The sequence below is a fragment of the Dyella sp. 01N36 genome (assembly GCF_056399745.1).
This window is the reverse complement of the sequence record NZ_JBFTRY010000002.1, coordinates 85,380-106,456: the sequence shown is the minus strand read 5'-3', so window position 1 is coordinate 106,456 and position 21,077 is coordinate 85,380. Positions and strand designations below refer to the sequence as shown.

General features: G+C 64.7%; 17 protein-coding genes. 5 read left to right on the top strand and 12 right to left on the bottom strand.

Features of this window, described 5'->3' with window-relative positions; all coding sequences use genetic code 11:
* Nucleotides 1-48 precede the first annotated feature (48 nt).
* Nucleotides 49-942: a 4-hydroxybenzoate octaprenyltransferase gene (ubiA, locus tag AC1DMG_RS01145; RefSeq protein WP_441602734.1), complete on the bottom strand. Its 894-nt coding sequence runs from the start codon at nucleotides 940-942 to the stop codon at nucleotides 49-51.
* A gap of 259 nt (nucleotides 943-1,201) precedes the next feature.
* On the opposite strand from ubiA, the gene AC1DMG_RS01140 reads away from it, so the two are divergent.
* Nucleotides 1,202-1,558 (top strand): VOC family protein, encoded by a 357-nt coding sequence (locus tag AC1DMG_RS01140; RefSeq protein WP_441602735.1) that lies wholly within the window; start codon nucleotides 1,202-1,204, stop codon nucleotides 1,556-1,558.
* Between the two features lie 94 nt (nucleotides 1,559-1,652).
* Here the strand turns inward: AC1DMG_RS01140 and ilvA are convergent, their stop codons facing one another.
* The 11 genes from ilvA to AC1DMG_RS01085 form a co-directional block, all read right to left on the bottom strand.
* A complete protein-coding gene (ilvA, locus tag AC1DMG_RS01135; protein WP_441602736.1) occupies nucleotides 1,653-3,215 on the bottom strand; it encodes a threonine ammonia-lyase, biosynthetic in 1,563 nt (520 codons plus the stop codon).
* The gene (ilvN, locus tag AC1DMG_RS01130) at nucleotides 3,212-3,454 is read right to left on the bottom strand and encodes an acetolactate synthase small subunit (RefSeq protein ID WP_477180102.1); all 243 of its coding nucleotides are present in this window, start codon (nucleotides 3,452-3,454) and stop codon (nucleotides 3,212-3,214) included. Before ilvN ends, ilvA begins: the two co-directional genes overlap by 4 nt.
* A gap of 22 nt (nucleotides 3,455-3,476) precedes the next feature.
* A complete protein-coding gene (gene ilvB / locus AC1DMG_RS01125; RefSeq protein WP_441602737.1) occupies nucleotides 3,477-5,318 on the bottom strand; it encodes a biosynthetic-type acetolactate synthase large subunit in 1,842 nt (613 codons plus the stop codon).
* A 219-nt stretch (nucleotides 5,319-5,537) separates the two neighbouring features.
* Nucleotides 5,538-6,551 carry a ketol-acid reductoisomerase gene (gene ilvC, locus AC1DMG_RS01120; protein ID WP_441602738.1) on the bottom strand — a complete coding sequence of 338 codons (1,014 nt, stop codon included), beginning with the start codon at nucleotides 6,549-6,551 and terminating at the stop codon, nucleotides 5,538-5,540.
* On the bottom strand, nucleotides 6,548-8,266 hold the full coding sequence (gene ilvD / locus AC1DMG_RS01115) for a dihydroxy-acid dehydratase (protein ID WP_441602739.1): 1,719 nt from the start codon (nucleotides 8,264-8,266) through the stop codon (nucleotides 6,548-6,550). The genes ilvC and ilvD overlap by 4 nt, the downstream gene beginning before the upstream one ends.
* Before the next feature lie 29 nt (nucleotides 8,267-8,295).
* The gene (gene leuB, locus AC1DMG_RS01110) at nucleotides 8,296-9,393 is read right to left on the bottom strand and encodes a 3-isopropylmalate dehydrogenase (protein ID WP_441602740.1); all 1,098 of its coding nucleotides are present in this window, start codon (nucleotides 9,391-9,393) and stop codon (nucleotides 8,296-8,298) included.
* On the bottom strand, nucleotides 9,390-9,974 hold the full coding sequence (leuD, locus tag AC1DMG_RS01105) for a 3-isopropylmalate dehydratase small subunit (protein ID WP_441602741.1): 585 nt from the start codon (nucleotides 9,972-9,974) through the stop codon (nucleotides 9,390-9,392). Before leuD ends, leuB begins: the two co-directional genes overlap by 4 nt.
* Before the next feature lie 184 nt (nucleotides 9,975-10,158).
* A complete protein-coding gene (gene leuC, locus AC1DMG_RS01100) occupies nucleotides 10,159-11,568 on the bottom strand; it encodes a 3-isopropylmalate dehydratase large subunit (protein ID WP_441602742.1) in 1,410 nt (469 codons plus the stop codon).
* The gene (locus AC1DMG_RS01095; protein ID WP_441602743.1) at nucleotides 11,568-12,506 is read right to left on the bottom strand and encodes a branched-chain amino acid transaminase; all 939 of its coding nucleotides are present in this window, start codon (nucleotides 12,504-12,506) and stop codon (nucleotides 11,568-11,570) included. Before AC1DMG_RS01095 ends, leuC begins: the two co-directional genes overlap by 1 nt.
* Nucleotides 12,507-12,522: 16 nt before the next feature.
* Nucleotides 12,523-14,130, bottom strand: a complete 1,608-nt coding sequence (locus AC1DMG_RS01090; protein WP_441602744.1) for a 2-isopropylmalate synthase — start codon at nucleotides 14,128-14,130, stop codon at nucleotides 12,523-12,525.
* Between the two features lie 397 nt (nucleotides 14,131-14,527).
* The gene (locus tag AC1DMG_RS01085; protein ID WP_441602745.1) at nucleotides 14,528-15,082 is read right to left on the bottom strand and encodes a TetR/AcrR family transcriptional regulator; all 555 of its coding nucleotides are present in this window, start codon (nucleotides 15,080-15,082) and stop codon (nucleotides 14,528-14,530) included.
* Nucleotides 15,083-15,284: 202 nt separating this feature from the next.
* On the opposite strand from AC1DMG_RS01085, the gene AC1DMG_RS01080 reads away from it, so the two are divergent.
* The 4 genes from AC1DMG_RS01080 to AC1DMG_RS01065 all read left to right on the top strand — a co-directional run bounded on the left by AC1DMG_RS01080 (nucleotide 15,285) and on the right by AC1DMG_RS01065 (nucleotide 21,051).
* The gene (locus AC1DMG_RS01080; protein WP_441602746.1) at nucleotides 15,285-15,854 is read left to right on the top strand and encodes a hydrolase; all 570 of its coding nucleotides are present in this window, start codon (nucleotides 15,285-15,287) and stop codon (nucleotides 15,852-15,854) included.
* A 51-nt stretch (nucleotides 15,855-15,905) separates the two neighbouring features.
* A complete protein-coding gene (locus tag AC1DMG_RS01075) occupies nucleotides 15,906-16,697 on the top strand; it encodes a carboxylesterase family protein (protein ID WP_441602747.1) in 792 nt (263 codons plus the stop codon).
* Nucleotides 16,698-16,942: 245 nt separating this feature from the next.
* Nucleotides 16,943-17,989: a LacI family DNA-binding transcriptional regulator gene (locus tag AC1DMG_RS01070; protein ID WP_441602748.1), complete on the top strand. Its 1,047-nt coding sequence runs from the start codon at nucleotides 16,943-16,945 to the stop codon at nucleotides 17,987-17,989.
* Nucleotides 17,990-18,021: 32 nt separating this feature from the next.
* Nucleotides 18,022-21,051 (top strand): TonB-dependent receptor, encoded by a 3,030-nt coding sequence (locus tag AC1DMG_RS01065; protein ID WP_441602749.1) that lies wholly within the window; start codon nucleotides 18,022-18,024, stop codon nucleotides 21,049-21,051.
* Nucleotides 21,052-21,077 lie beyond the last annotated feature (26 nt).

Genomic DNA, 21,077 nt, shown 5'->3' with positions numbered 1-21,077 from the left:
GTCGGGCACAGGGTGCCCTCCCACAGGTGATGACGAGAGGGGTGTTGCTTAGCGGAACGCCAGCGCCAGCACGATGCCGATCCAGACCGCCATGCCCAGCCAGTTGTTGTTGCGGAAGGCCCACAGGCAGGCGGCGCGGTCGTGGCTGCGGATGCGCCACATCTGCCAGCCGAACAGGCCAGCGGCCACCAGCAGGCCCATCCAGTAGGGCCAGCCCAGCATCGCGCGCTGGCCCACCAGCAGCATCGCCAGCAGGAAGGTGGCCATCAGAATGCCCAGGATCGGCAGATCCGCGTCGCCAAACAGGATGGCGGTGGATTTGGCGCCGGCCTTGATGTCCTCGTCGCGGTCCACCATGGCGTATTGGGTGTCGTACACCACCGACCAGATGATGTTGGCGATGAACAGCAGCCAGCCCACCGGCGGCACGGTATTCATCACGGCCGCGAACGCCATCGGGATCGCCCAGCCGAACGCCGCACCCAGCACGACTTGCGGCAGGTGTGTGTAGCGCTTGGTGAACGGGTAGATCGCCGCCAGACCGGCGCCCGCGAAGGACAGCCAGATGGTGAGCTTGTTGGTGAACAGCACCAGCACGAAGGAGAACACCAACAGGCTGGCGAAGATGATCAGGGCCTCGCGCGGCGTCACACGTCCGGCCGCGATAGGTCGCCCTGCCGTACGTTCCACCTGGGGATCAAGCTTGCGGTCGGCGAAATCGTTGATGGCGCAGCCGGCCGCACGCATCGAGAACACACCCAGCGTGAAGATCACCAGCAGCTTCAGCGGCGGGAAATCCGAGGCCGCCAGCCACAGCGCCCACCAGGTCGGCCACAGCAACAGCAGCGCGCCGATCGGGCGATCCATGCGGGTCAGCACCAGATAGTCGCGCGCCTTGCTGCGATAGGGCGCCGGCAAACGCTGCAGCAGCCAGTCGAGCACGCGCGTGGCGCGGGAGGAGCTATCCGCGGGCTGCGTCGAGCGCGCCGGTCTAGAGCCCGCGCCAGGGCGCGGACGCGGTGTACTCGTAGTCGGCAGGTTGCGCCGCTGGCGCTTGCGGGAAGTAGGAGCCATCCATGAAGTGTAGCGTGGCCCACCGCCGTGGGTAGCGTGACGCAGCGCCGGTTTGCGGGGCGCACCTTGTCGCAACACGGTCATAAAGCGGCCTAAACTTTCCACTTTCCCGACTGGAGATGAGCCCGTGCCCAAAGCCCTGAGCCACGTCGCCCTGATCGTTGCCCATCCCACGCGCACGGCCGAGCTGTTGACCGGCGTGTTCGAGGATGCGCGCATTTTGCGCGAGGAAGATCCGGCCGATAGCCATCCGGAAGTCATCGTGGCGCTGGCGGGGCTGGAATTTGCCCTGATCCGCGGCAGCGGTCCCGCGTCACGCAACGGCGACCACATCGCGTTCGCCGTGACCAAGCAGGAGCAGCTCGATTGCGCGCGGCGCATGGACGAGCTGGCGCTGGATTATCAGATGGCCCGCGAGGACACGGCGCTGTATTTCAGTGATTACGACAACCATGTGTTTGAGTTGGAGGTGGTCGAGTCGTGACGGAGAGCGTCGCGCACAGGGTGCGCTCCCACAGGAGGATCCAGCCCCCTGTGGGGTCCCTGTGGGAGCGCACCCTGTGCGCGACTGACGTGCCTCATTCCCTCAACAACAACCGATACGCCGGATTCTCGCTCTCGTCGCGATACGGATAGCCGAGTGTGTCCAGAAACGCCTGAAACAGGATCCGTTCATCCGGCGGCACCTGAATTCCGACCAGGATGCGCCCGTAATCCGCCCCCTGATTGCGGTAATGGAACAGGCTGATATTCCAGTCCGGATGCATATGCCCCAGAAAGCGCGTCAGCGCGCCCGGGCGTTCGGGAAACTCGAAACGGAACAGCTGCTCGTCGCGCGCCAGCGGTGAGCTGCCACCTATCATGTGGCGCAGGTGCAGCTTGGCCAGTTCATCGTCGGTGAGATCGAGCACGCCGAAATCGTGGGCACGGAAAGCCTCGATCAACGTCTCGCGCTCATCGCGATGCGCAGTCTGTATGCCGACGAAGATATGCGCCTGGCTGGCATTGCCGATGCGGTAGTTGAATTCCGTGATGCTGCGCTGATCCAGTGCCTCGCAGAAACGGCGGAAGCTGCCGCGTTCCTCGGGTATGGTCACCGCGAACACCGCTTCCCGCTGCTCGCCCACTTCCGCGCGCTCGGCCACAAAGCGCAGCCGGTCGAAATTGAGGTTGGCGCCTGAGACGACGGCCACCATCGGGTGTTCCGAAGCGCCATGCGTGGCGACGTATTGCTTGAGCCCGGCCAGCGCGAGTGCGCCGGCAGGCTCGGGCACGCTGCGGGTGTCCTGGAAGACATCGCGGATGGCCGCGCAGATCGCGTCCGTATCCACCCGCAGCATGGCGTCCACATGGCGCTGGCACAGCGCAAAGGTGAGATCGCCCACACGCTTCACGGCCGTGCCATCCGCAAACAGGCCGACTTCCGACAGCGATACCGGTGCGCCTGCCTCCAGTGATTGGACCATCGCATCGGAGTCGCAGGTCTGAACGCCGATCACTTTCACATCCGGACGCAGCGCCTTCACATAAGCGGCGATACCAGCGAGCAAACCGCCACCGCCGACGGGCACGAAGATGGCGTGCAGTGGCCCGGGATGCTGGCGCAGGATTTCCATGCCCACGGTGGCCTGCCCGGCGATCACCGCGGGATCGTCGAACGGATGGACGAAGGTGTAGCCGTGTTCGTGCTGCAGTCGTGCCGCCGCGGCTTGCGCATCGCTATAGGAGTCGCCGGTCAGCACGATATCGACCTGGTCGCCGCCAAAGCGACGCACGGCGTCGACCTTGACCTGGGGTGCCGTCACTGGCATCACGATCACTGCGTGTATGCCAAGCCGCGCCGCCGCCAACGCCACGCCTTGGGCATGGTTGCCCGCCGAGGCGGCGATCACGCCACGGGCTCGTTGCGCCGCGTCCAGCTGACACATGCGGTTATAGGCGCCGCGCAGCTTGAACGAGAAAACCGGCTGCTGGTCTTCGCGCTTGAGCAAGACACGCTGCCCCAATCGCGTGGATAGGAGCGTCGCCGGCTCAAGCGATGTCTCGCGCGCCACATCGTAGACGCGCGCGCCCACTGTCTGGCGCAGTAGTTCGTGCTCGCTCAGCGGATCCGCGTCCAGCGTGGCAGCAAGTGCATTCATGGCGTGGCGAGCGGGTGGCTTACCTCGATCACGTCCACCAGCTTGCGCGTCTGCTTGATGATCTGTTCGACGGTGGCGTCGGCGCCATGCAGCACCAGGGTGAGTTGTGTGACGGCCGGATCTTCGGTGGCGGCGACGGTAAGCGTGTCGATATTGCAATGACGCGCGGCGAACAGCCCGGCCACGCGCATCAGGGCGCCGGATTCGTTTTGCAACAGGATGGATAGCGTATGTCTCATGCGGGCTCCGTGTTGCCGATGCTCAGAACATGTCCGAGGTGGCATCGCCGTCCGACGCCGGTGCCACCCGCGACGGAATGAAATCGCCGGTGATCATCTGCGCGTACGTCGCCCCCGGACCCACCATCGGATACACGCCGGCATCCGGGTCAATCATCACTTCCAGAAATGCAGGGCCATCGAAGGCAAGGAAGTCGGCGATGGTCTCCGCCAGTTCCGCCTTGTCCTCCAGGCGCTTCGCCCACTCGAACCCATCAGCCTGCGCCGCCTTGATGAAGTCCTTCTTGTGCAGGCTCTTGTCCGACGATGCAAAGCGGCCACGGAAAAACAGCTTCTGCCACTGGCGCACCATGCCGTCGCCGATGTTGTTGAGCACGACGACCTTGACCGGCAGGCCATAGGTGGTGACGGTTTCCAGCTCGCCCAGATTCATGCGGATGCTGGCGTCGCCGTCGATATCGATCACCACCGCGTCGCGCCGCGCGAACTGCGCACCAATGGCGGCGGGCAGGCCGAATCCCATGGTGCCCATGGAACCGGACGTGAGCCAATGGCGCGGCTCGCGAAAATCAAAGTACTGCGCGGCCCACATCTGGTGCTGGCCCACGCCGGTGCTGATCACGGCGCGGCCTTGGGTGTGTTCGTTGATGGCCTGGATCACCGCCTGCGGCTGGATCAACGCGCTCTCGCGGTCGTAGTTCAGCGCATGCGTGTGCTTGAGCGCAGCAATATGGGAGTGCCAGTCCGCATAGCGCCCATCGTTTGCGAAATGCAGGCCGTGACGGATGCCGTATTGCTGCAGGCGCGATAGCGTCGCGTCGAGGTCGCCATGATGATGCCAGTCCACCGACTTCACCTTGCCGATCTCGGCGGGGTCGATGTCGATCTGTGCGATGAAGCGTGCGTGCGGGGCAAAGCGCTCCGGCACGCTGGCCACGCGATCGTCGAAACGAGCGCCAAGCGCGAGCAGGAAATCGCAGTCCTCGACGGCGTAATTGGCGTAGGCCGTACCGTGCATGCCCAACATATGCAAGGCGAGCGGTTCAGTGGTGTCGATCGCACCGATGCCCATCAAGGTGGTGGTCACCGGCAGGCCAAACTGCTTCACGAAAGCGCGCAGCGTGGCGGAGGACTCCGCCGAGATGATGCCGCCACCCGCATAGATCAGCGGACGCTTCGCCCTTGCCAGCGCGTTGAAGAAAATCTCGCACTGCGCGTCATCCACGCGTGCGCTCTGGATGGCGTGCTGGCGGGCGCGATAGCCGGGAATAGGCAGCGTGCCTTCACCGGCGAAGGTGAGCGGACTGTTCTGCACATCCTTGGGGATATCGACAACGACAGGGCCCGGACGTCCACTGCGCGCGATCTCAAAGGCCGTACGCAAGGTGACTTCAAGCCGCGAGGGATCGGTGAGCAGGAACACGTGCTTGGCGCACGGACTCATGATGTTGCTGACCGGTGCCTCCTGGAAGGCATCGCTGCCGAGCGCGCCGGTGGGCACCTGGCCGCAGATCACCACCATCGGCACGGAATCGGACATCGCATCGCGCACCGGCGTGACCATATTGGTGGCGCCCGGGCCGGAGGTGACGATGGCCACGCCCACCTTGCCCGAGGCGCGCGCATAGCCGGCCGCCATGAAGCCGGCGCCTTGCTCGTTGGCAGGCACGATCAAGGGCATCGGCTCGCCGCCCATCGGCGACAGATGCGTGGCATTGAATCGGAAGACCGCGTCGTACACCGGCAGGATCGCGCCACCCGAATAACCGAACAGCACGTCGACGCCTTCGTCCGCCAATACCTGCACGACGACTTCTGCACCGCTCATGGTCTGGCCGGCGAGCGCATGCGTCGAAGCGGGCATGTCGCGACTTTCAAGAGCACGTTGCAGTGGCACGTTCACGATGGTCGGGTTCCCCAGATTCGCCGATGCTTCGGCGGATCGAGTTGGTTGGAAAAGTGCCCTCCCCCAAATCATCGGGGGAGGGCCAGGAAGGGTCTTGCATGCTTGCGGGATAAGCGCCCCTCTCAAGTCGAACAACAACCAGCATGCCGCTGCGGCATCAGCCGCAGCGGCCAAATATCAACCTACTTTCTTGAGCGGCTCAGCCGAGGGCTTGGGCGCATTCGCCTGCAGCCACGGCATGCGAGCACGCAGCTTGGCGCCGACCTGTTCCACCGGATGCTCCAGGTCCGCCTGCTTGAACTTCTTGTAGTTCGGCAGGCCGGCCTGGTATTCGGCGATCCAGTTGCGCGCGAAGGTGCCGTCCTGGATATCGGTGAGCACGTCCTTCATGCGCGCCTTGGTGCCGGCATCGATCACGCGCGGGCCGCTCACGTAGTCGCCGTACTGCGCGGTTTCGGAGACGAACTCCAGCATGCGTGAAATGCCGCCCTCGTAGAACAGATCCACGATCAGCTTCAGTTCGTGCAGCACTTCGTAATAGGCGATTTCCGGCTGGTAACCGGCTTCGACCAGCGTTTCAAAACCAGCCTGTACCAGGGAGCTGGCACCGCCGCAAAGCACCGCCTGTTCGCCGAACAGATCGGTCTCGGTCTCTTCCTTGAAGTCCGTCTTGATCAGCAGCGCGCGACCACCGCCGATGCCATCGGCATACGCCTTGGCGCGGGCTTCCGCCTGGCCGCTGACGTCCTGGTGCACGGCCCAGATGCTGGGCACGCCGCGACCGATTTCATACTCGCGACGCACCAGCGCGCCCGGGCCCTTGGGCGCCACCAGGATCACGTCGATGTCGGCGCGCGGATCGATCTGCTTGAAGTGCACGTTGAAACCGTGCGCAAACAGTAACGCTGCGCCCGGCTTGATGTTCGGCTCGATGTGCTCGCGATATAGCTGCGGCTGCACCATGTCCGGCGTGAGCACGGCGACCAGGTCGGCGTCCTTCACGGCATCGCCCGGCTCAGCCACGGTGAAACCTTCGGCGCGGGCTTTCTCCCACGAGGGGCCACCCTTGCGCAGGCCAACCACCACGTCGAGACCGGAGTCGCGCAGGTTGAGTGCGTGGGCGCGGCCCTGGCTGCCAAAGCCCAGGACGGCGATGCGGGCCTTGGCCAGCGTGTCGTTGTTGTTGCTCATGCGGTGACTCCTGCGTTCGTGTCTTCGTTGACGTGTCGGGAAACAGAGGCGGATGGACTGCGTGATGCGATGGGTTGCGTGGTGGCTCCTTCAGACGCGGAGCCCACCAGGGCGACGTACTTGGCCATGGCGCCGCGCGTGACCTTGGGCGCAGGCGGTTGCCAGCTGGCGCGACGGGAGGCGAGATCGGCGGTGGTGCTGATCTGGCGCGTTTCGGCGTCGATGCGGATGCGATCGCCTTCGTGCAGCAGCGCAATCGGGCCGCCGCGCGCCGCTTCCGGTGCGATATGGCCGACCATGTAGCCGTGGGTGGCGCCGGAGAAGCGACCATCGGTGATCAAGGCCACGTCGTCGCCCAGGCCGCGGCCGATCAGCGCCGCCGTCACGCCCAGCATCTCGCGCATGCCTGGGCCACCCGCCGGGCCTTCATTGCGGATCACGATGACGTCGCCCTTCTCGATGCTGCCGCCCTGAACGGCGGCAAACGCCTGCTCTTCGCTTTCGAACACGCGGGCGCGTCCCTCGAAGTGGTTGGCGCCCTTGCCGGCGAGTTTGAGGATGCAACCGTCCGGCGCGAGATTGCCGTAGAGGATGGAATAGCCGCCGCGCGGCTTCAGCGGCTTTGACACCGGATGCACCACGTCCTGCGTTTCAGCTCGCGGTGCCGCAGCGACTTCATCGAACAGGCTGCGACCGGTGACGGTGGGTGCGTCGATCAGCATGCCCGCGGCAATCAGTTCTTCCGCCACGCGTGCGCTGCCGCCGGCCCCGAACATCTCGACCGCGGTGTAGCGGCCGCCAGGCAACAGATCTGCGATCACCGGGGTGTGTTTCGATGCAGGCTCGAAATCCTCCAGCGTCCACGGCGTACCCGCTTCACGTGCGATGGCGAGCAGGTGCAGCACAGCGTTGGTGGAACCGGCCGTGGCTGCGACCATGCGCGCGGCATTGCGGAACGCGGTTTCGGTGAGCAGTTCGCGTGGCGTGCGGTTTTCTTTTAGGCACTCCATCACCAGCTCGCCGCAGCGGCGTGCGGCCACTGCCTTCGCTGGATGTGTGGCGGGGATGTCATTGAAGCCCAGCGGCGACAAGCCCAGCGTGGAGAGCACCATCGCCATCGTGTTGGCAGTGAACTGCCCGCCGCATGCACCGGCGCCGGGGCAGGCATCGCGCTCCACTGAAGTCAGTTCGGCATCGCTGATCTTGCCCGCGCCGTGCGCACCGACTGCTTCGAACACCTGCTGGATGGTGATCGGATGGTTGTCGTGGGTGCCGTGCGCAATCGTGCCGCCGTACATCGCGACGGCCGGGATATTGAGTCGCGCCATCGCCATCGCAGCGGCAGGAATGGTCTTGTCGCAACCGCACAGCACCACCATCGCGTCAAGGCAGTGGCCATCGACGGCCAGCTCGATGGAGTCGGTGATCACCTCTCGGCTGATCAGCGAGGCGCGCATGCCGGGCGTGCCCATGGCGATGCCGTCGGTCACGGCGATGGTGTTGAATTCCACCGGCGTGCCGCCCGCAGCGCGAATGCCGTCGGCGACATGTTCGGCCAGTTCGCGCAGATTGAGGTTGCACGGGCTCACGTTGGACCAGGTGTGCACGACGGCCACCAGCGGCCTGGCAATCGCTTCGTCGTCCAGGCCGGTGGCGCGGAGCATGGCGCGCGCGGGGGCACGGTCGGGGCCGGTCTTGATCAGATCACTGCGCATGCGTGTTCCTTGAGAGATGCTCGAATGACTCAGCCACAGGCGCGGCCCCAGCGAAGAAAAGCTGCCGCGTTGCAGGCGTGTTCGTCGATGGCGGCCAACACCGCTTCCAATACCTGCTGCGTGCCGGCGTCGCCGCCGATGTCGCGGGTATGCGGACCGTGCTCCAGCACTTCGGCCACGGCCGCTTCCACCGTAGTCGCTTCTTCTTCCAGCCCCAGCGAATGGCGCAGCAGCATCGCGGTGGAAAGAATGGCGCCAATCGGATTGGCCACGCCCTGGCCGGCGATATCCGGCGCGGAGCCGTGGATGGGCTCATACAGTCCACCCTTGCCTTCGCCCAGCGACGCCGAAGGCAGCAGGCCCAGCGAGCCGGCCAGCGCGGCGGCTTCATCGGTGAGGATGTCGCCGAACAGGTTCTCGGTGACCACCACGTCGTACTTGCCAGGCTGGGTCAGCAACAGCATGGCCATCGAATCGACCAGCTGGTGTTCCAGCTTCACATCGGGAAATTCACCGGCGATGCGCTGCACGGTGCTGCGCCACAAGCGCGAGGTTTCCAGCACGTTGGCCTTGTCCACCGAGGTGACGTGCTTGCGGCGTTCCCGTGCCAGCTGGAATGCGCGACGCGTCACGCGCTCGACTTCAGCCACGGTGTACTTGCATTCGTCGATGGCGGTGTCGATGGTGCGTGTCTTGGCACCGAAGTACGCGCCGCCGGTGAGTTCGCGTACGAACAGCACGTCGACGTTTTTCAGCTTTTCGTTCTTCAGCGGCGACAGCTCGGCCAGCGCGGGATGCACCTGCAGCGGTCGCAGGTTGGCGTAGACGCCCAGCGCGGCACGCAGCGCCAGCAGACCCTGCTCGGGACGCACCGGTGCACTCGGGTCGGACCACTTCGGGCCACCGACCGCACCGAGCAACACCGCGTCGGCGGCCTTGCAGGCTTCCAGGGAGGCCTTGGGCAATGGCTCGCCGGTGGCATCGATGGCGCAACCGCCAATCTGGTGTTCTTCAAAATGGAAGTGATGGTCGTAGTGCGCTGCCACGGCATCGAGCACGGCCACGGCCGCTGCAGTGACCTCGGGGCCGACGCCGTCGCCGGGCAGGGTGACGATGTGCGCTCTCATGCAGCTTTCTCCGTGCGTTGTTCGTAGGCGGTGATGGCGTCGCTGTGTTGCTGCAGGTACCCAAGCTGGTCCACGCCGTTGAGCAGGCAGTGGCGGGCAAATGCTTCGAGCTGAAAATGGATATGGCCGCCGTCGGGCAGGGCGATCACTTGTTCCTTCACGTCGATGGACAGCTCGATGCCCGGGTGTTCCAGCAGCCAGCGGTGTTCGGCTTCGTCCAGCACGATGGCAAGCAGGCCGTTCTTCAGCGCGTTGTTGCGGAAGATGTCGGCGATCTCGCTGCACAGCACCGCCTGGATGCCGTAGTCGAGCAGCGCCCACGGCGCGTGTTCGCGCGAGGAGCCGCAACCGAAATTGCGGCCGGCGATGAGGATCGAGCAGCCTTTCGCCTGTGGCTGATTGAGCGGGAAGGCCGGGTTGTCGCTGCCGTCGGCCTGATAGCGCCAGTCGTTGAAGCACAGCTTGCCCAGGCCGGCGCGCTCGGTGGTGGTGAGGAAGCGCGCGGGGATGATGCGGTCGGTGTCGATGTTCTCGTCCGGCAGCACGGCGGTGCGGGAGTGGAGGCGGGTGATCGGGCGCATTAAAAAACCTCCGAAGGACAAAGTCCCTTCTCCCCTCCGGGGAGAAGGTGCCCCGAAGGGGCGGATGAGGGGCGGGTGCTCGCGGGAACGCACATCGAAGCGCGCTCTGATGTTTGACCGAGGCAAGAGTGACCCCTCACCTCAGTCCTCTCCCCGGAGGGGAGAGGAAGAAAAGCTCGCCCCTTCATGCGGCCACCTCCGTCGCATACTCACGCGGATCGGCAATGCGCCCCGCGACGGCCGATGCTGCCGCCGTGGCCGGACTCGCCAGAACCGTGCGCGCGCCCTTGCCCTGGCGACCTTCAAAGTTGCGGTTTGAGGTGCTCACCACCAACTGTCCCGGCTGCGCGAAGTCGCCATTCATGGCGATGCACATCGAGCAACCGGGCTCACGCCACTCGGCACCTGCAGCGGTGAATACGTGATGCAAGCCTTCGTTCTCCGCGTCGCGGCGCACCGCTTCGGAACCCGGCACCACCAGCATGCGCACACCATCGGCGACGCGACGACCGCGCAGTACGTGAGCGGCCTCGCGCAGATCCGAAAGGCGCGAGTTCGTACAGCTACCGACGAAGACCACGTCGACCGGCGTGCCCTGCATCGGCTTGCCGGCCTCGGCCTTCATGTAATCCAGCGCGCGCTTTTCCTGAGCATTGCGTGCCGCGGGAACCGGCTTGTCCATCGCGATGGCCATGCCCGGATGCGTGCCATAGGTGACGGTGGGACGCACCTTGCTCGCGTCGATGCGCACTTCGCGGTCGTACTCGGCGCCATCGTCCGTGCGCAGCGACTTCCAGCGTGCGACGGCTTCGTCCCAGGCGGCGCCCTGCGGCGAACGGGGACGGCCCTTCAGCCAGGCGAATGTCGTTTCGTCGGGCGCGATCATGCCTGCACGTGCGCCCGCTTCGATCGACATATTGCACACCGTCATGCGCTCTTCCATCGACAGCTGCTCGATGGCGTCGCCGCGATATTCGATGACGTAGCCAGTGCCACCGTCCACGCCGATCTCGCCGATGATGTGCAGGATCAGGTCCTTCGCACCTACGCCCGCGGACAGATGACCGTCCACATGGATGGCCAGCGTTTTCGCCTTGCGCTGAAGCAGGCACTGCGTGGCCATCACGTGACCGACTTCCGTGGTGCCGATGCCGAATGCCAGCGCACCGAACGCACCGTGGGTGGAGGTGTGGCTGTCGCCGCAGACGATGGTCATGCCGGGTTGGGTCGCACCCAGTTCCGGGCCGAACACATGCACGATGCCGCGATCGCTGCTGTTCCAGCCGTGTAGTTCAACGCCGAATTCGCGGCAATTGGTTTCCAGCTGCGACACCTGCGCCTTGGCTTCGGCGTTCGCGTAGGGACGCTCGCCGTCGGCGCCGGCGGGCAGGGTGGGCGTGGAGTGATCGAGCGTTGCCAGCATGCGATCGGGGCGACGCAGCTTCAGACCGCGCTCGCGCAGTTCGCTGAAGGCCTGCGGCGAGGTGACTTCATGCACCAGGTGCAGATCGACGTAGAGGATTGCGGGGGTGTCGGCGCTTTCAGCGGCGACGACATGGGCGTCCCACACTTTTTCAAACAATGTCTTTGCCATTACGCAGCCTCCTGCGCTGCTTCGATCTGGACGGGCGTGAGCCAGCCCCACTGGTCAGCTGTGGTGCCATCAAACAAGCCAAAGAACGCCTTCTGCAGTGCGCGTGTGACGTCGCCCGGACGTCCTGCACCCACCGGCTTGCGATCGACCGAACGCACTGGCGTGATTTCCGCCGCGGTGCCGGTCATGAAGATCTCGTCGGCGGTGTATAGCGCTTCGCGCGGCAGGTCGCGTTCTTCCACCACGATGCCCAGTTCGCCGGCCAGCGTGATCACCGACTCGCGGGTGATGCCGGCGAGGATGCCCGCGCTGGTCGGTGGCGTGAGCAGTTTGTTGTTCTTCACCAGGAACAGGTTTTCGCCCGCGCCTTCGCTCAGCAGGCCGTTATGACCCAGCGCGATGCCTTCGGCGTAGCCGCCGCGACGCGCCTCGAGCGCGATCAGCTGGCTGCTGAGGTAATTGCCGCCGGCCTTGGCCCAGCTGGGAAAGGTGTTCGGTGCGGGGCGCTGCCAGGAGGACACGCACACGTCGGCACCGTGCTCCAGTGCTTCGCCGAGATACGCGCCCCATTCCAGCGCCATGATCGCCACGTCCACCGGCGAATCGGTCTTCGGCAGCACGCCCAGGCCGCCTGCGCCGCGGAACACGATGGGGCGCACATAGGCCGACTTCATGCGATTGGCGCGGATCACTTCATGGCAGGCCGCGTTGATCTCGTCTTCGCTGTAGCCGATCTCGATCTCGTAGATGCGCGCCGATTCGAACAGGCGGCGCGTGTGATCGGCGAGGCGGAAATAGGCCGGGCCCTGCGGCGTCGCATATACGCGCTCGCCTTCGAATACCGAGGAGCCGTAGTGCAGCGCGTGGGTGCTGACGTGGACCGTAGCCTCGGTCCAGGGTTTGATCTGGCCGTTGTGCCAGAGGAAGGGCGTCGTCATTTGGTGCTCCTCGGTTTCACAGGCTCGCGACCGCAGCCCGTGGCGACACGGGTTGTTGTCGTTCGATGCGGTTGACGATGGCGAGCGCGGCATGTGCGGTCGCTTCGATGATGTCGGTGCTTACGCCGGAGCCACGCCAGTCGCGCTCGGCGTGGCGCGCAGTGAGTTGGGCCTGGCCTTGCGCGTCGCCGCCCTCGCTCACGGCGCGCACCTGGAACTGGGTGACGTCGAGCGAGGTGCCGGTAGCGCGCTCGATGGCACGCAGCACGGCATCGACCGGGCCGTCGCCGATCGCCGCTTCACCCACTTCATGGCCGCTGTCATGGGTGAGCTTCACCGAGGCCGACGCGCTGCCGCCCAGATGAGAGTTGGTGTTGAGCTGCACGATGCGCCAGGGGCCGGTGGCTTCCGGATCCATGCCCAGCGCGATCGCTTCCAGGTCCTGGTCGTGCACTTCGCGCTTCTTGTCGGCCAGCGCCTTGAAGCGCGCGAAGATGCTGTCCATTGCGGCCTCTTCCACCTCGTGGCCCAGGCTCTGCAGACGCTGGCGCAGCGCATGGCGGCCCGAGTGCTTGCCCAGCACCAGTCGCGTCTCGCCCATGCCCACGTCTTGCGGACGCATGATTTCGTACGTGCCGCGATGCTTGAGCATCCCGTGCTGATGGATGCCGGACTCGTGCGCGAACGCGTTGTCGCCGACCACGGCCTTGTTGCGCGCGACGGCTTGGCCGGTCAGCTGGGTCAGCAGGCGCGAGGTGGGATAGAGCTTGCGCGCGTCGATGCCGGTATCCACGCCGAAGTAGGCAGCGCGCACACGCAACGCCATCACCACTTCTTCCATCGAGGCGTTACCGGCGCGCTCGCCGATGCCGTTGATGGTGCATTCGACCTGGCGCGCACCGGCGGCAACACCGGCGAGACTGTTGGCGACCGCCATGCCCAGGTCGTCGTGGCAGTGAGTGGAGAAGATCACCTGGTCCGCCCCGCGCACGTGCTGGCGCAGGTAGGTGATGCGCTCGGCCATTTCGATGGGCGTGGTGTAGCCGACGGTATCGGGCACGTTCACCGTGGTGGCGCCGGCGGCGATGGCCGCGCTGAACACCTCGACCAGGTACTCCGGTTCGGTGCGCATGGCGTCTTCGGCGGAGAACTCCACCTCGTGGCACAGCTTTTTGGCCCGCTCGATGGCGGCGCAGGCCGTGTCGATCACCTGCTGCTTGCTCATGTTGAGCTTGTGCTCGCGATGCAGCGGGCTGGTGGACAGGAACAGGTGGATGCGTCCGTGGCGCGCCACTTCCAGCGCGCGGCCGCAGGCGTCGATGTCGTTGTCGTGGCAGCGTGCCAGGCCGCATACGGTAGGGCCGCGCAGCACCCGGGCGATCTCCGCGACCGAGGCGAAATCGTCCGGCGAGGCGCTGGGGAAGCCGGCCTCGATGATGTCCACACCCAGCGCCTCGAGCGCATGCGCCATGCGGAGTTTGGCCCGGCGATCCATCGAAAAGCCGGGTGCCTGCTCGCCATCGCGCAGGGTCGTATCGAAAATGCGCAGGCGTTCGGCGGCTACGTCGCCCACGTCGCTGTTCTCGCTGTTGCCGCTCTGGGGCGGGGTGTTATCGGGGTTCATCGCTGGCTCCATGGGCACACGCCTTGGGCAACAAAAAACCCCGCATCCGTTACCGGGTGCGGGGTTCTTTGGTCGTATTCAGGTGGTCTTTCTAGTTACCTGGACACACGCCCTCAGCCCGCACCTCCGTTGGTAATAAGGAGTACGAGTACAAGGGCAAGAAGGAGGTTGGTGCGAAGTCGCAGCAGGCCGGCGACCGTCGGGGGACGGATCGGTTCGGCAATGCGGTCATGGCTGTTGCGCTGCGACATGCAGACGAACCTAATGGCCCGTCCGACGGGTTGTCAACAGTTTCTTTTGAAAATGTTTAAATCGCGTGTCGAGTTAGGCATTCGGACGTCCAGATGGCTGGACGTCCTACGCACGTGTTGCACGTGCGACACAGTTGTCGCCGCAATCAGCGCGACGCGAGTTCTCGCAGATAGAGCGAAAGTGCTTGCTGCAGCTGGTTTTGCGCGGCCTTGCGCAGGTTCGCCGGTTGCTCGCTTTCGAGCGCGACAGCGGCCTTCATGAATTGCTGCACCACCATCGCCGCCGGACGTAGCTCGCCTGCGGCAATCCCTGGCGCGTGAATGGCGATAATCTGACTCAAATAATCGCGCATGCGCTGGCGAATGGTGCGGCCCAGCATCGAGGGCAGCGAACCGGCGGCCTCGACCAGGGTGGCGAAGGCCGGATGCTGCTTGCGGTAATCGGCGAACGCGCGGATCAGCCGCGCCGCAAGTTCCTCCGTCGACCAGTTCGGCGTTTGCGCGACCAGGGTCTCCATGCGCTCGTTCAGTCCGTTGGCATGCTGGGTGATCAGCGCCTCGGCAACGGCCTCCTTGGTAGGGAAAAACTGATAGAGCGAGCCGATCGAGGCCTGAGCGCGAGCCGCGATCTCGGTCATGGTGGTGGCATCGAAACCTTTTTCGACGAAGCAATCCGATGCCGCAGAAAGCAGCGCCGCCACGCGTTCGTGGCCCCGGCGACGGCTGGGCGCTCGCGCCCCCTGGCTTGTGTTTTGCGAGGACATCCTCATAAACTCCAATGTGAGGCTGTCCTCACATAATAGTCTTGAAAGCCGGCGCATGGGCGCGGCCCGAACAGGGTCGATTGTACGTTGATGCCGGCGCAATCCCTGCCTGATCCCTGCACATCGCTGGAGTTCTCCCATGGAAAAGCTTGATCCCCGCACCACCGCGCTCGTCCTGATCGACCTGCAGAAGGGCATTGCCCCGTTTGGCGCGGGCCCCCATGCGAGCGCTGAAGTCTTTCAGCGTGCCGGTCGCCTGGCGGCGCGTTTTCGCGAGTTGAAGGCGCCCGTGGCGCTGGTGCGCGTGGGCTGGTCGGCCGACGCCGGCGACATGTTGCGTCCGCTGACGGACGAGCCTGCACGCAACTTCACCCTGCCGGACAACTGGTGGGACTACGCCGATGAACTGGCCGTGGCCGAGGGCGACCTGCACATCACCAAGCGCCAGTGGGGCGCGTTCTACGGCACCGAACTGGAGTTGCAGCTGCGCCGTCGCGGCATCACGCAGATCGTGCTGGCCGGCATTTCCACCAATATCGGCGTGGAATCCACCGCTCGCCAGGCCTTCGAGCTGGGCTTCAACCAGGTGCTGGTGGAAGACGCCATGAGCTCGGGCGATGCCGCGCATCATCGTTTCGCGGTGGAGCACATCTTCCCGCGCCTGGGTCGCGTGCGGTCCACGGAGCAGGTTCTTGCTGCTCTGGCCTGATCCGTCGAAGGGTCTGTACTCTCCGGGCATCGACTGACGGAGAGTACGAACATGCTGATGAAGCGCGTGGGATGGATGGCAGCCTCGCTGCTGCTTGGCCTGGCCGGATCGACGCACGCCGCTGACGCGCATTTCGTCGCCAGCGAAGTGACGGTGGATGGTCACCGCTATCCCTTCCAGGTGTTCGTGCCCACCGGCTGGACGGCGGATCGCCCGTGGCCGGTGGTGTTGTTCCTGCACGGCAGCGGCGAGCGCGGCAACGACAACGAAGCCCAGCTCAAGCAGGGCCTGCCGCCGTGGCTGGCCAAACATGGCGATGAATTTCCTGCCGTGGTGGTGGCGCCCCAGGCGCCCGACGACACGGTGTGGAGCGGTGAAGTGGAGCGCGCCGCCGTGGCCGCTCTCGAGCAGAGCATCGCGACCTATCACGGCGATCGATCGCGGCTCTACCTGACCGGCCTCTCGATGGGCGGTTATGGCGTGTGGCAGCTGGCGGTCGATCATCCGGGCATGTTCGCTGCTGCCGCGCCCGTGTGCGGCGGCATCCTCGGGCTCGACGACATGCCCGAACTGAAGGTCTACGGCGTGCCCAGTGGTGCCGATCCCTACGCCTGGGTGGCGAACCGGGTGAGGCCGACGCCGATGTGGATCTTCCATGGCGCGATCGACGACCAGGTACCGCCGGCCGATTCGCGGGCCATGAACAAGGCGCTTACCCGCGCCGGCGATGAAGTGCGTTACACCGAATTTCCCGGTGTGAACCATGGTTCCTGGGTGCCGACCTACGACTCGCCGGCGCTATGGCCATGGATGTTTGCGCATCGCAAAGCTACGGCAGGCTGACGGTTCGTTCACAACCGTGTCTGGTTCCCCACCGAAATTTTAGCGTTCGATGTTGCGACGCCATATGGCCGACGGCCTAGGCGGCAGCGTTGCTGTGTCCCCGGCTCGCAAGTTTTTATGCTTGAAAGTATTGCAGCGCAGCGAAAAAAGCCCGAAATGGTGGCTTTACAAGTTTCCATGAAAACGTTTACGTTCCGCCGCAGCGCCGCCGGGGAATCCCCTGCCGCCCTGTCCTAGGAGCCGATGTGACCACCAAGAAGGCCACCATCAAGGATGTGGCGCGGGAGGCGAAAGTCTCGATCGCGTCGGTGTCCCGTGTGCTCAATGGCCTGGGCGGGGTCACGACGGAAACGCAAAATGCCGTGCGCAAGGCGGCGGCTCATCTGCACTACGTTCCCGATTCTGCCGCGCGCAGCCTGATCACAGGCCGCACCCACACGATCGGGGCGGTGCTGCCCGACCTGTACGGTGAGTTCTTCTCCGAACTGATCCGCGGCATCGATCTGGCGGCACGCGCCAAGGGCCTGCATCTGCTCGTATCCAGCTCGCACGACGGCGTGGAAGACGCGGCGGTGGCGGTGCGCACCATGCGTGGCCGCGTGGACGGCATGATCATTCTTTCCGAATTCGTCGATGGCCCGTTCCTTGACCGGAACCTGCCCTCGGACCTGCCGGCCGTGCTGCTGGACAGCCCGGTCGACCATGCGCGTTATCCGTCGATCAACATCGACAACATCGCCGGCGCCCAGGCGATGGTGAAGCATCTGCTCGATGCCGGCCACGAATCGGTGGCCTTCATCACTGGCCCGGCCGGCAACTACGACGCGCAAGAGCGCGAGAAAGGCTATCGCGCGGCGATGGCCAGGCACGCGCCCAAGGCCACGCTCAACATCATTGCCGGCGACTTCACCGAGGAATCGGGTTATCGGGCCGGCCAGGAAATACTGGCGCAGGCGACGCGTCCGCGTGCCGTGTTCGCTGCCAACGATATGACGGCGGTGGGGTGCCTGATGGCATTCAAAGAGGCTGGCGTGAAAGTCCCCGAGGACATCGCGTTGGCCGGTTTCGACGACATCCTGATCGCACGGTACGTTTCGCCTTCGCTCAGCACCGTGGGCGTCAGCATTGCAGATTTGGGCAAGAGCGCACTGCTCCTGCTCACCGAGCTCATGGAAGGCAAGGGGCACACCGGCTCCAACAGCCGCACTTTGCGTTGCGACGTCGTCGTGCGCGATTCGTGCGGAGCTCATCAGACCAACGTAGCAACGAAACAGCCTCCGGCGCTCGTCTGAGCGGCGGCCTTTTGTGGGAGGGGAGACACCTTATGAATATTCAACGCCAAAAAAGTAAACGTTTACTAGCTACCGCCATTGCCCTCGCGATGGCTTCTTCCGCGCCGGCCATCTCGTGGGCGCAGAGCTCGGATGCGAACATTCGTGGCCAGGCTCCCGCCGATGTCGACGTGGTGGCCAAGAACACCGCCACGGGCGCTACCCGCCGCACGCATTCGGACAAGGACGGCAGCTTCGCGCTGGTCGGTCTGCCGCCGGGCACCTATCAGGTGGATGCCGGTCCGGGCACCGCGCGCACGGTGACGGTGACGGTGGCTTCCACCTTCACCCTGAACCTCACGGCGCAGCAGGCCGCTGCAGCGACTCCGGCCGAAGCCAATGCGCAGAACCTGGGTGGCGTGACGGTGTCGGCCACCACGCTGGAGGAAGTGAAGACCTCCGAAGTGGGCCAGCTGGTGTCCCTGCGCCAAATCGAAACCACGCCGGCTGCGTCGCGCAACTTCCTCGAATTCGCCGACACCGTGCCGGGCATGGTGTTCACGCGCGACGCCAACGGCAACACCAGCCTTCGTTCGGGCGCGCAGGCCAGCTCCAACATCAACGTCTATATCGACGGCGTGGGCCAGAAGAACTACGTGCTGCCCGGCGGCGTCACCGGCCAGAACAACAGCCAGGGCAATCCGTTCCCGCAGCTGGCGGTGGCCGAGTACAAGGTCATCACGTCCAACTACAAGGCCGAGTACGACCAGCTCTCCAGCGCTGCGGTGACGGCCGAAACCAAGTCGGGCACCAATGAGTTCCACGGCGACGTGTTCGGCAGCTTCACCAACACGGCCATGCGCGCAGAGACGCCTTCTGAGCAGGCGAACAACAAGAAAGTCGATTCCAAAGAGAAGGATTACGGCTTCGACATCGGCGGCCCCATCCTCAAGGATCAGGCGCATTTCTACCTTGCCTATGAAGGCAAGGAATTCAACAGCCCCATCACCGTGGTACCCACGGGCAACTCCGCCCTGTGGGCAAACCTGCCGGCGAGCGCGCAGGCCGGCATCGGCCCGGCCAACCTGCCGTTCAAGGAGAACAACTGGTTCGGCAAGGTGGACTGGGAGCCGACCGACCGCGACCGCATCGAAGTGAGCGGCAAGTACCGTGACGAAACCGCCATCAGCGGTATCGGCGGCAACAGCACGGCCAATGCCTCGCTCAATACGCGCAACACCGACAAGCGCTTCGACCTGCGTTGGGATCACAGCACCGACAGCTGGTTCAACCGCCTGCAGGCCACGTACGAAGACGCCCAGTACAACCCCACGCCCATCACCACGGGCTACGGCGCGTCGTACACCGACGCCAGCGACCAGAACTCCACGCTGCTCGTGGACGGCTCCTCGCCGCTGTCGTATCAGAACAAGGGCCAGAAGGGCCCGGCCATCTCCGACGATTTCACCCTCAACGACATCCAGTGGCATGGCGACCACGTGATCAAGATGGGCGTGAAGTTCAAGTCGGTGAAGCTGACCGCGCAGGACGCGGGCGACACCAACGCGCTGTACACCTATGCGGTGGGTCCAAACGGCACCGAGTCGATTCCGTACAAGGTGCAGTTCGGCAACCCGACGCCGGGCCAGAGCCCGGTGGCGACCAGCCGTGACCAGCAGTTCGGCACGTACATCCAGGATGACTGGCAGGTCGACGACCACTGGACGTTCAACCTGGGCGTGCGCTGGGATTATGAGAAGACGCCTTCGTACCTCGACTACCAGACGCCGGCTGGCGTGGTGTCCGCGCTCAATTCGCAGGATCCGAACGGACCGGCGGGCCAGACCTATGCGCAGTCGCTCGCCCTGGGCGGCGTGAACATCAACGACTACATCAGCAACGGCAACAACCGCAAGGCGAAGAAGAACGAAATCCAGCCGCGCCTGGGCTTCTCCAACGATCTGTTCGGCGACGAAGAGCATGTGATCTTCGGCGGCTGGGGCCGCTCGTACGATCGCAACCTGTACGAATCGCTGCAGGTCGAAGAGACCAAGTCGGTGCTGTCGCAGCCCACGCTGTTCTTCAACACGCCATCGCAGCCGTGCACGCCCAGCGCCACCTGCCTGGCATGGAACCCGGCCTACCTGAGCATTCCTGCCCTGCAAGCGCTCGTTGCCAACAGCAACGCGGGCAAGGAAGTTGACATGATCAACAACAACCTCAAGGCGCCGTATTCCGATCAGCTGAGCATCGGCATGCGCAACAAGATCGGCGAGTGGAACACCAGCGTCGCCTTCGTGAACATCAAGAGCCACGACGGCATCGTCTATACGCTGGGCAACCGTCGTCCGGACGGCACCTTCTGGGGTGGCGGCAGCCAGCCGTGGAGCTTCGGCATCCCGGGTTACGGCACGCTGATCATCGGCAACAACGGCCTGCAGACCAAGACCAACCAGTTCCTGATCTCTGCCGAAAAGCCCTATACGGTGGATTCGCACTGGAGCGCTTCGTTCGCGTACACCTACACGAACGCCGTGCAGAACAACGACAACAACGACCCGACCGACCAGTACGCGTTTGACTACGAGAAGATCGGCAACTATCCGTACTCGGCGGCTCCGGGCGTCGCCAAGCATCGCCTGGTGGCGACCGGCTCGCTCGACGGCCCGTGGGGCTTCGTGTTCGGCAGCAAGCTGACGCTGGCCACCCCGGTACCCGATCTGGGCCTGTCCTGCTATGGCGCACCCGCGCCAGGCTACGACAGCGGCTTCACCAACGGCGGCGGCTGCCTGAACTTTGCGGTCCGTCCGCCGGGCGAAGGCAAGTTCCTGATCGGTGGCAAGGTGTTCGGTTACCGCGACATCGACTTCCAGGCGACCAAGAACTTCAAGGTCTACGGAAACCTCAACGCCTATGTGCGCATCGACCTGCTCAATGCGTTCAACTGGAACAACTACGTCAACTACATCGAGACCATCGGCAACAATGGTGTGCTCAACAAGCGTCAGGTGATCTACAACCCCACGGGCGATATCACGGGTTACCCGCGTACGCTCAAGGTCACTGCAGGTATCAACTTCTAAGTGGCACCCCCCATGGCCGTCATGAT

What these genes read in the sequence shown, in the direction of transcription:
- ilvC (WP_441602738.1), bottom strand. Translation starts at nt 6,551, where the DNA reads ATGAGCAACAACAACGACACGCTGGCCAAGGCCCGCATCGCCGTCCTG.
- leuD (WP_441602741.1), bottom strand. Translation starts at nt 9,974, where the DNA reads ATGCGCCCGATCACCCGCCTCCACTCCCGCACCGCCGTGCTGCCGGAC.
- AC1DMG_RS01080 (WP_441602746.1), top strand. Translation starts at nt 15,285, where the DNA reads ATGGAAAAGCTTGATCCCCGCACCACCGCGCTCGTCCTGATCGACCTG.
- ilvB (WP_441602737.1), bottom strand. Translation starts at nt 5,318, where the DNA reads ATGCCCGCTTCGACGCATGCGCTCGCCGGCCAGACCATGAGCGGTGCA.
- ilvN (WP_477180102.1), bottom strand. Translation starts at nt 3,454, where the DNA reads ATGAGACATACGCTATCCATCCTGTTGCAAAACGAATCCGGCGCCCTG.
- leuC (WP_441602742.1), bottom strand. Translation starts at nt 11,568, where the DNA reads ATGGCAAAGACATTGTTTGAAAAAGTGTGGGACGCCCATGTCGTCGCC.
- AC1DMG_RS01090 (WP_441602744.1), bottom strand. Translation starts at nt 14,130, where the DNA reads ATGAACCCCGATAACACCCCGCCCCAGAGCGGCAACAGCGAGAACAGC.
- ilvA (WP_441602736.1), bottom strand. Translation starts at nt 3,215, where the DNA reads ATGAATGCACTTGCTGCCACGCTGGACGCGGATCCGCTGAGCGAGCAC.
- AC1DMG_RS01075 (WP_441602747.1), top strand. Translation starts at nt 15,906, where the DNA reads ATGCTGATGAAGCGCGTGGGATGGATGGCAGCCTCGCTGCTGCTTGGC.
- AC1DMG_RS01095 (WP_441602743.1), bottom strand. Translation starts at nt 12,506, where the DNA reads ATGACGACGCCCTTCCTCTGGCACAACGGCCAGATCAAACCCTGGACC.
- leuB (WP_441602740.1), bottom strand. Translation starts at nt 9,393, where the DNA reads ATGAGAGCGCACATCGTCACCCTGCCCGGCGACGGCGTCGGCCCCGAG.
- AC1DMG_RS01065 (WP_441602749.1), top strand. Translation starts at nt 18,022, where the DNA reads ATGAATATTCAACGCCAAAAAAGTAAACGTTTACTAGCTACCGCCATT.
- ilvD (WP_441602739.1), bottom strand. Translation starts at nt 8,266, where the DNA reads ATGCGCAGTGATCTGATCAAGACCGGCCCCGACCGTGCCCCCGCGCGC.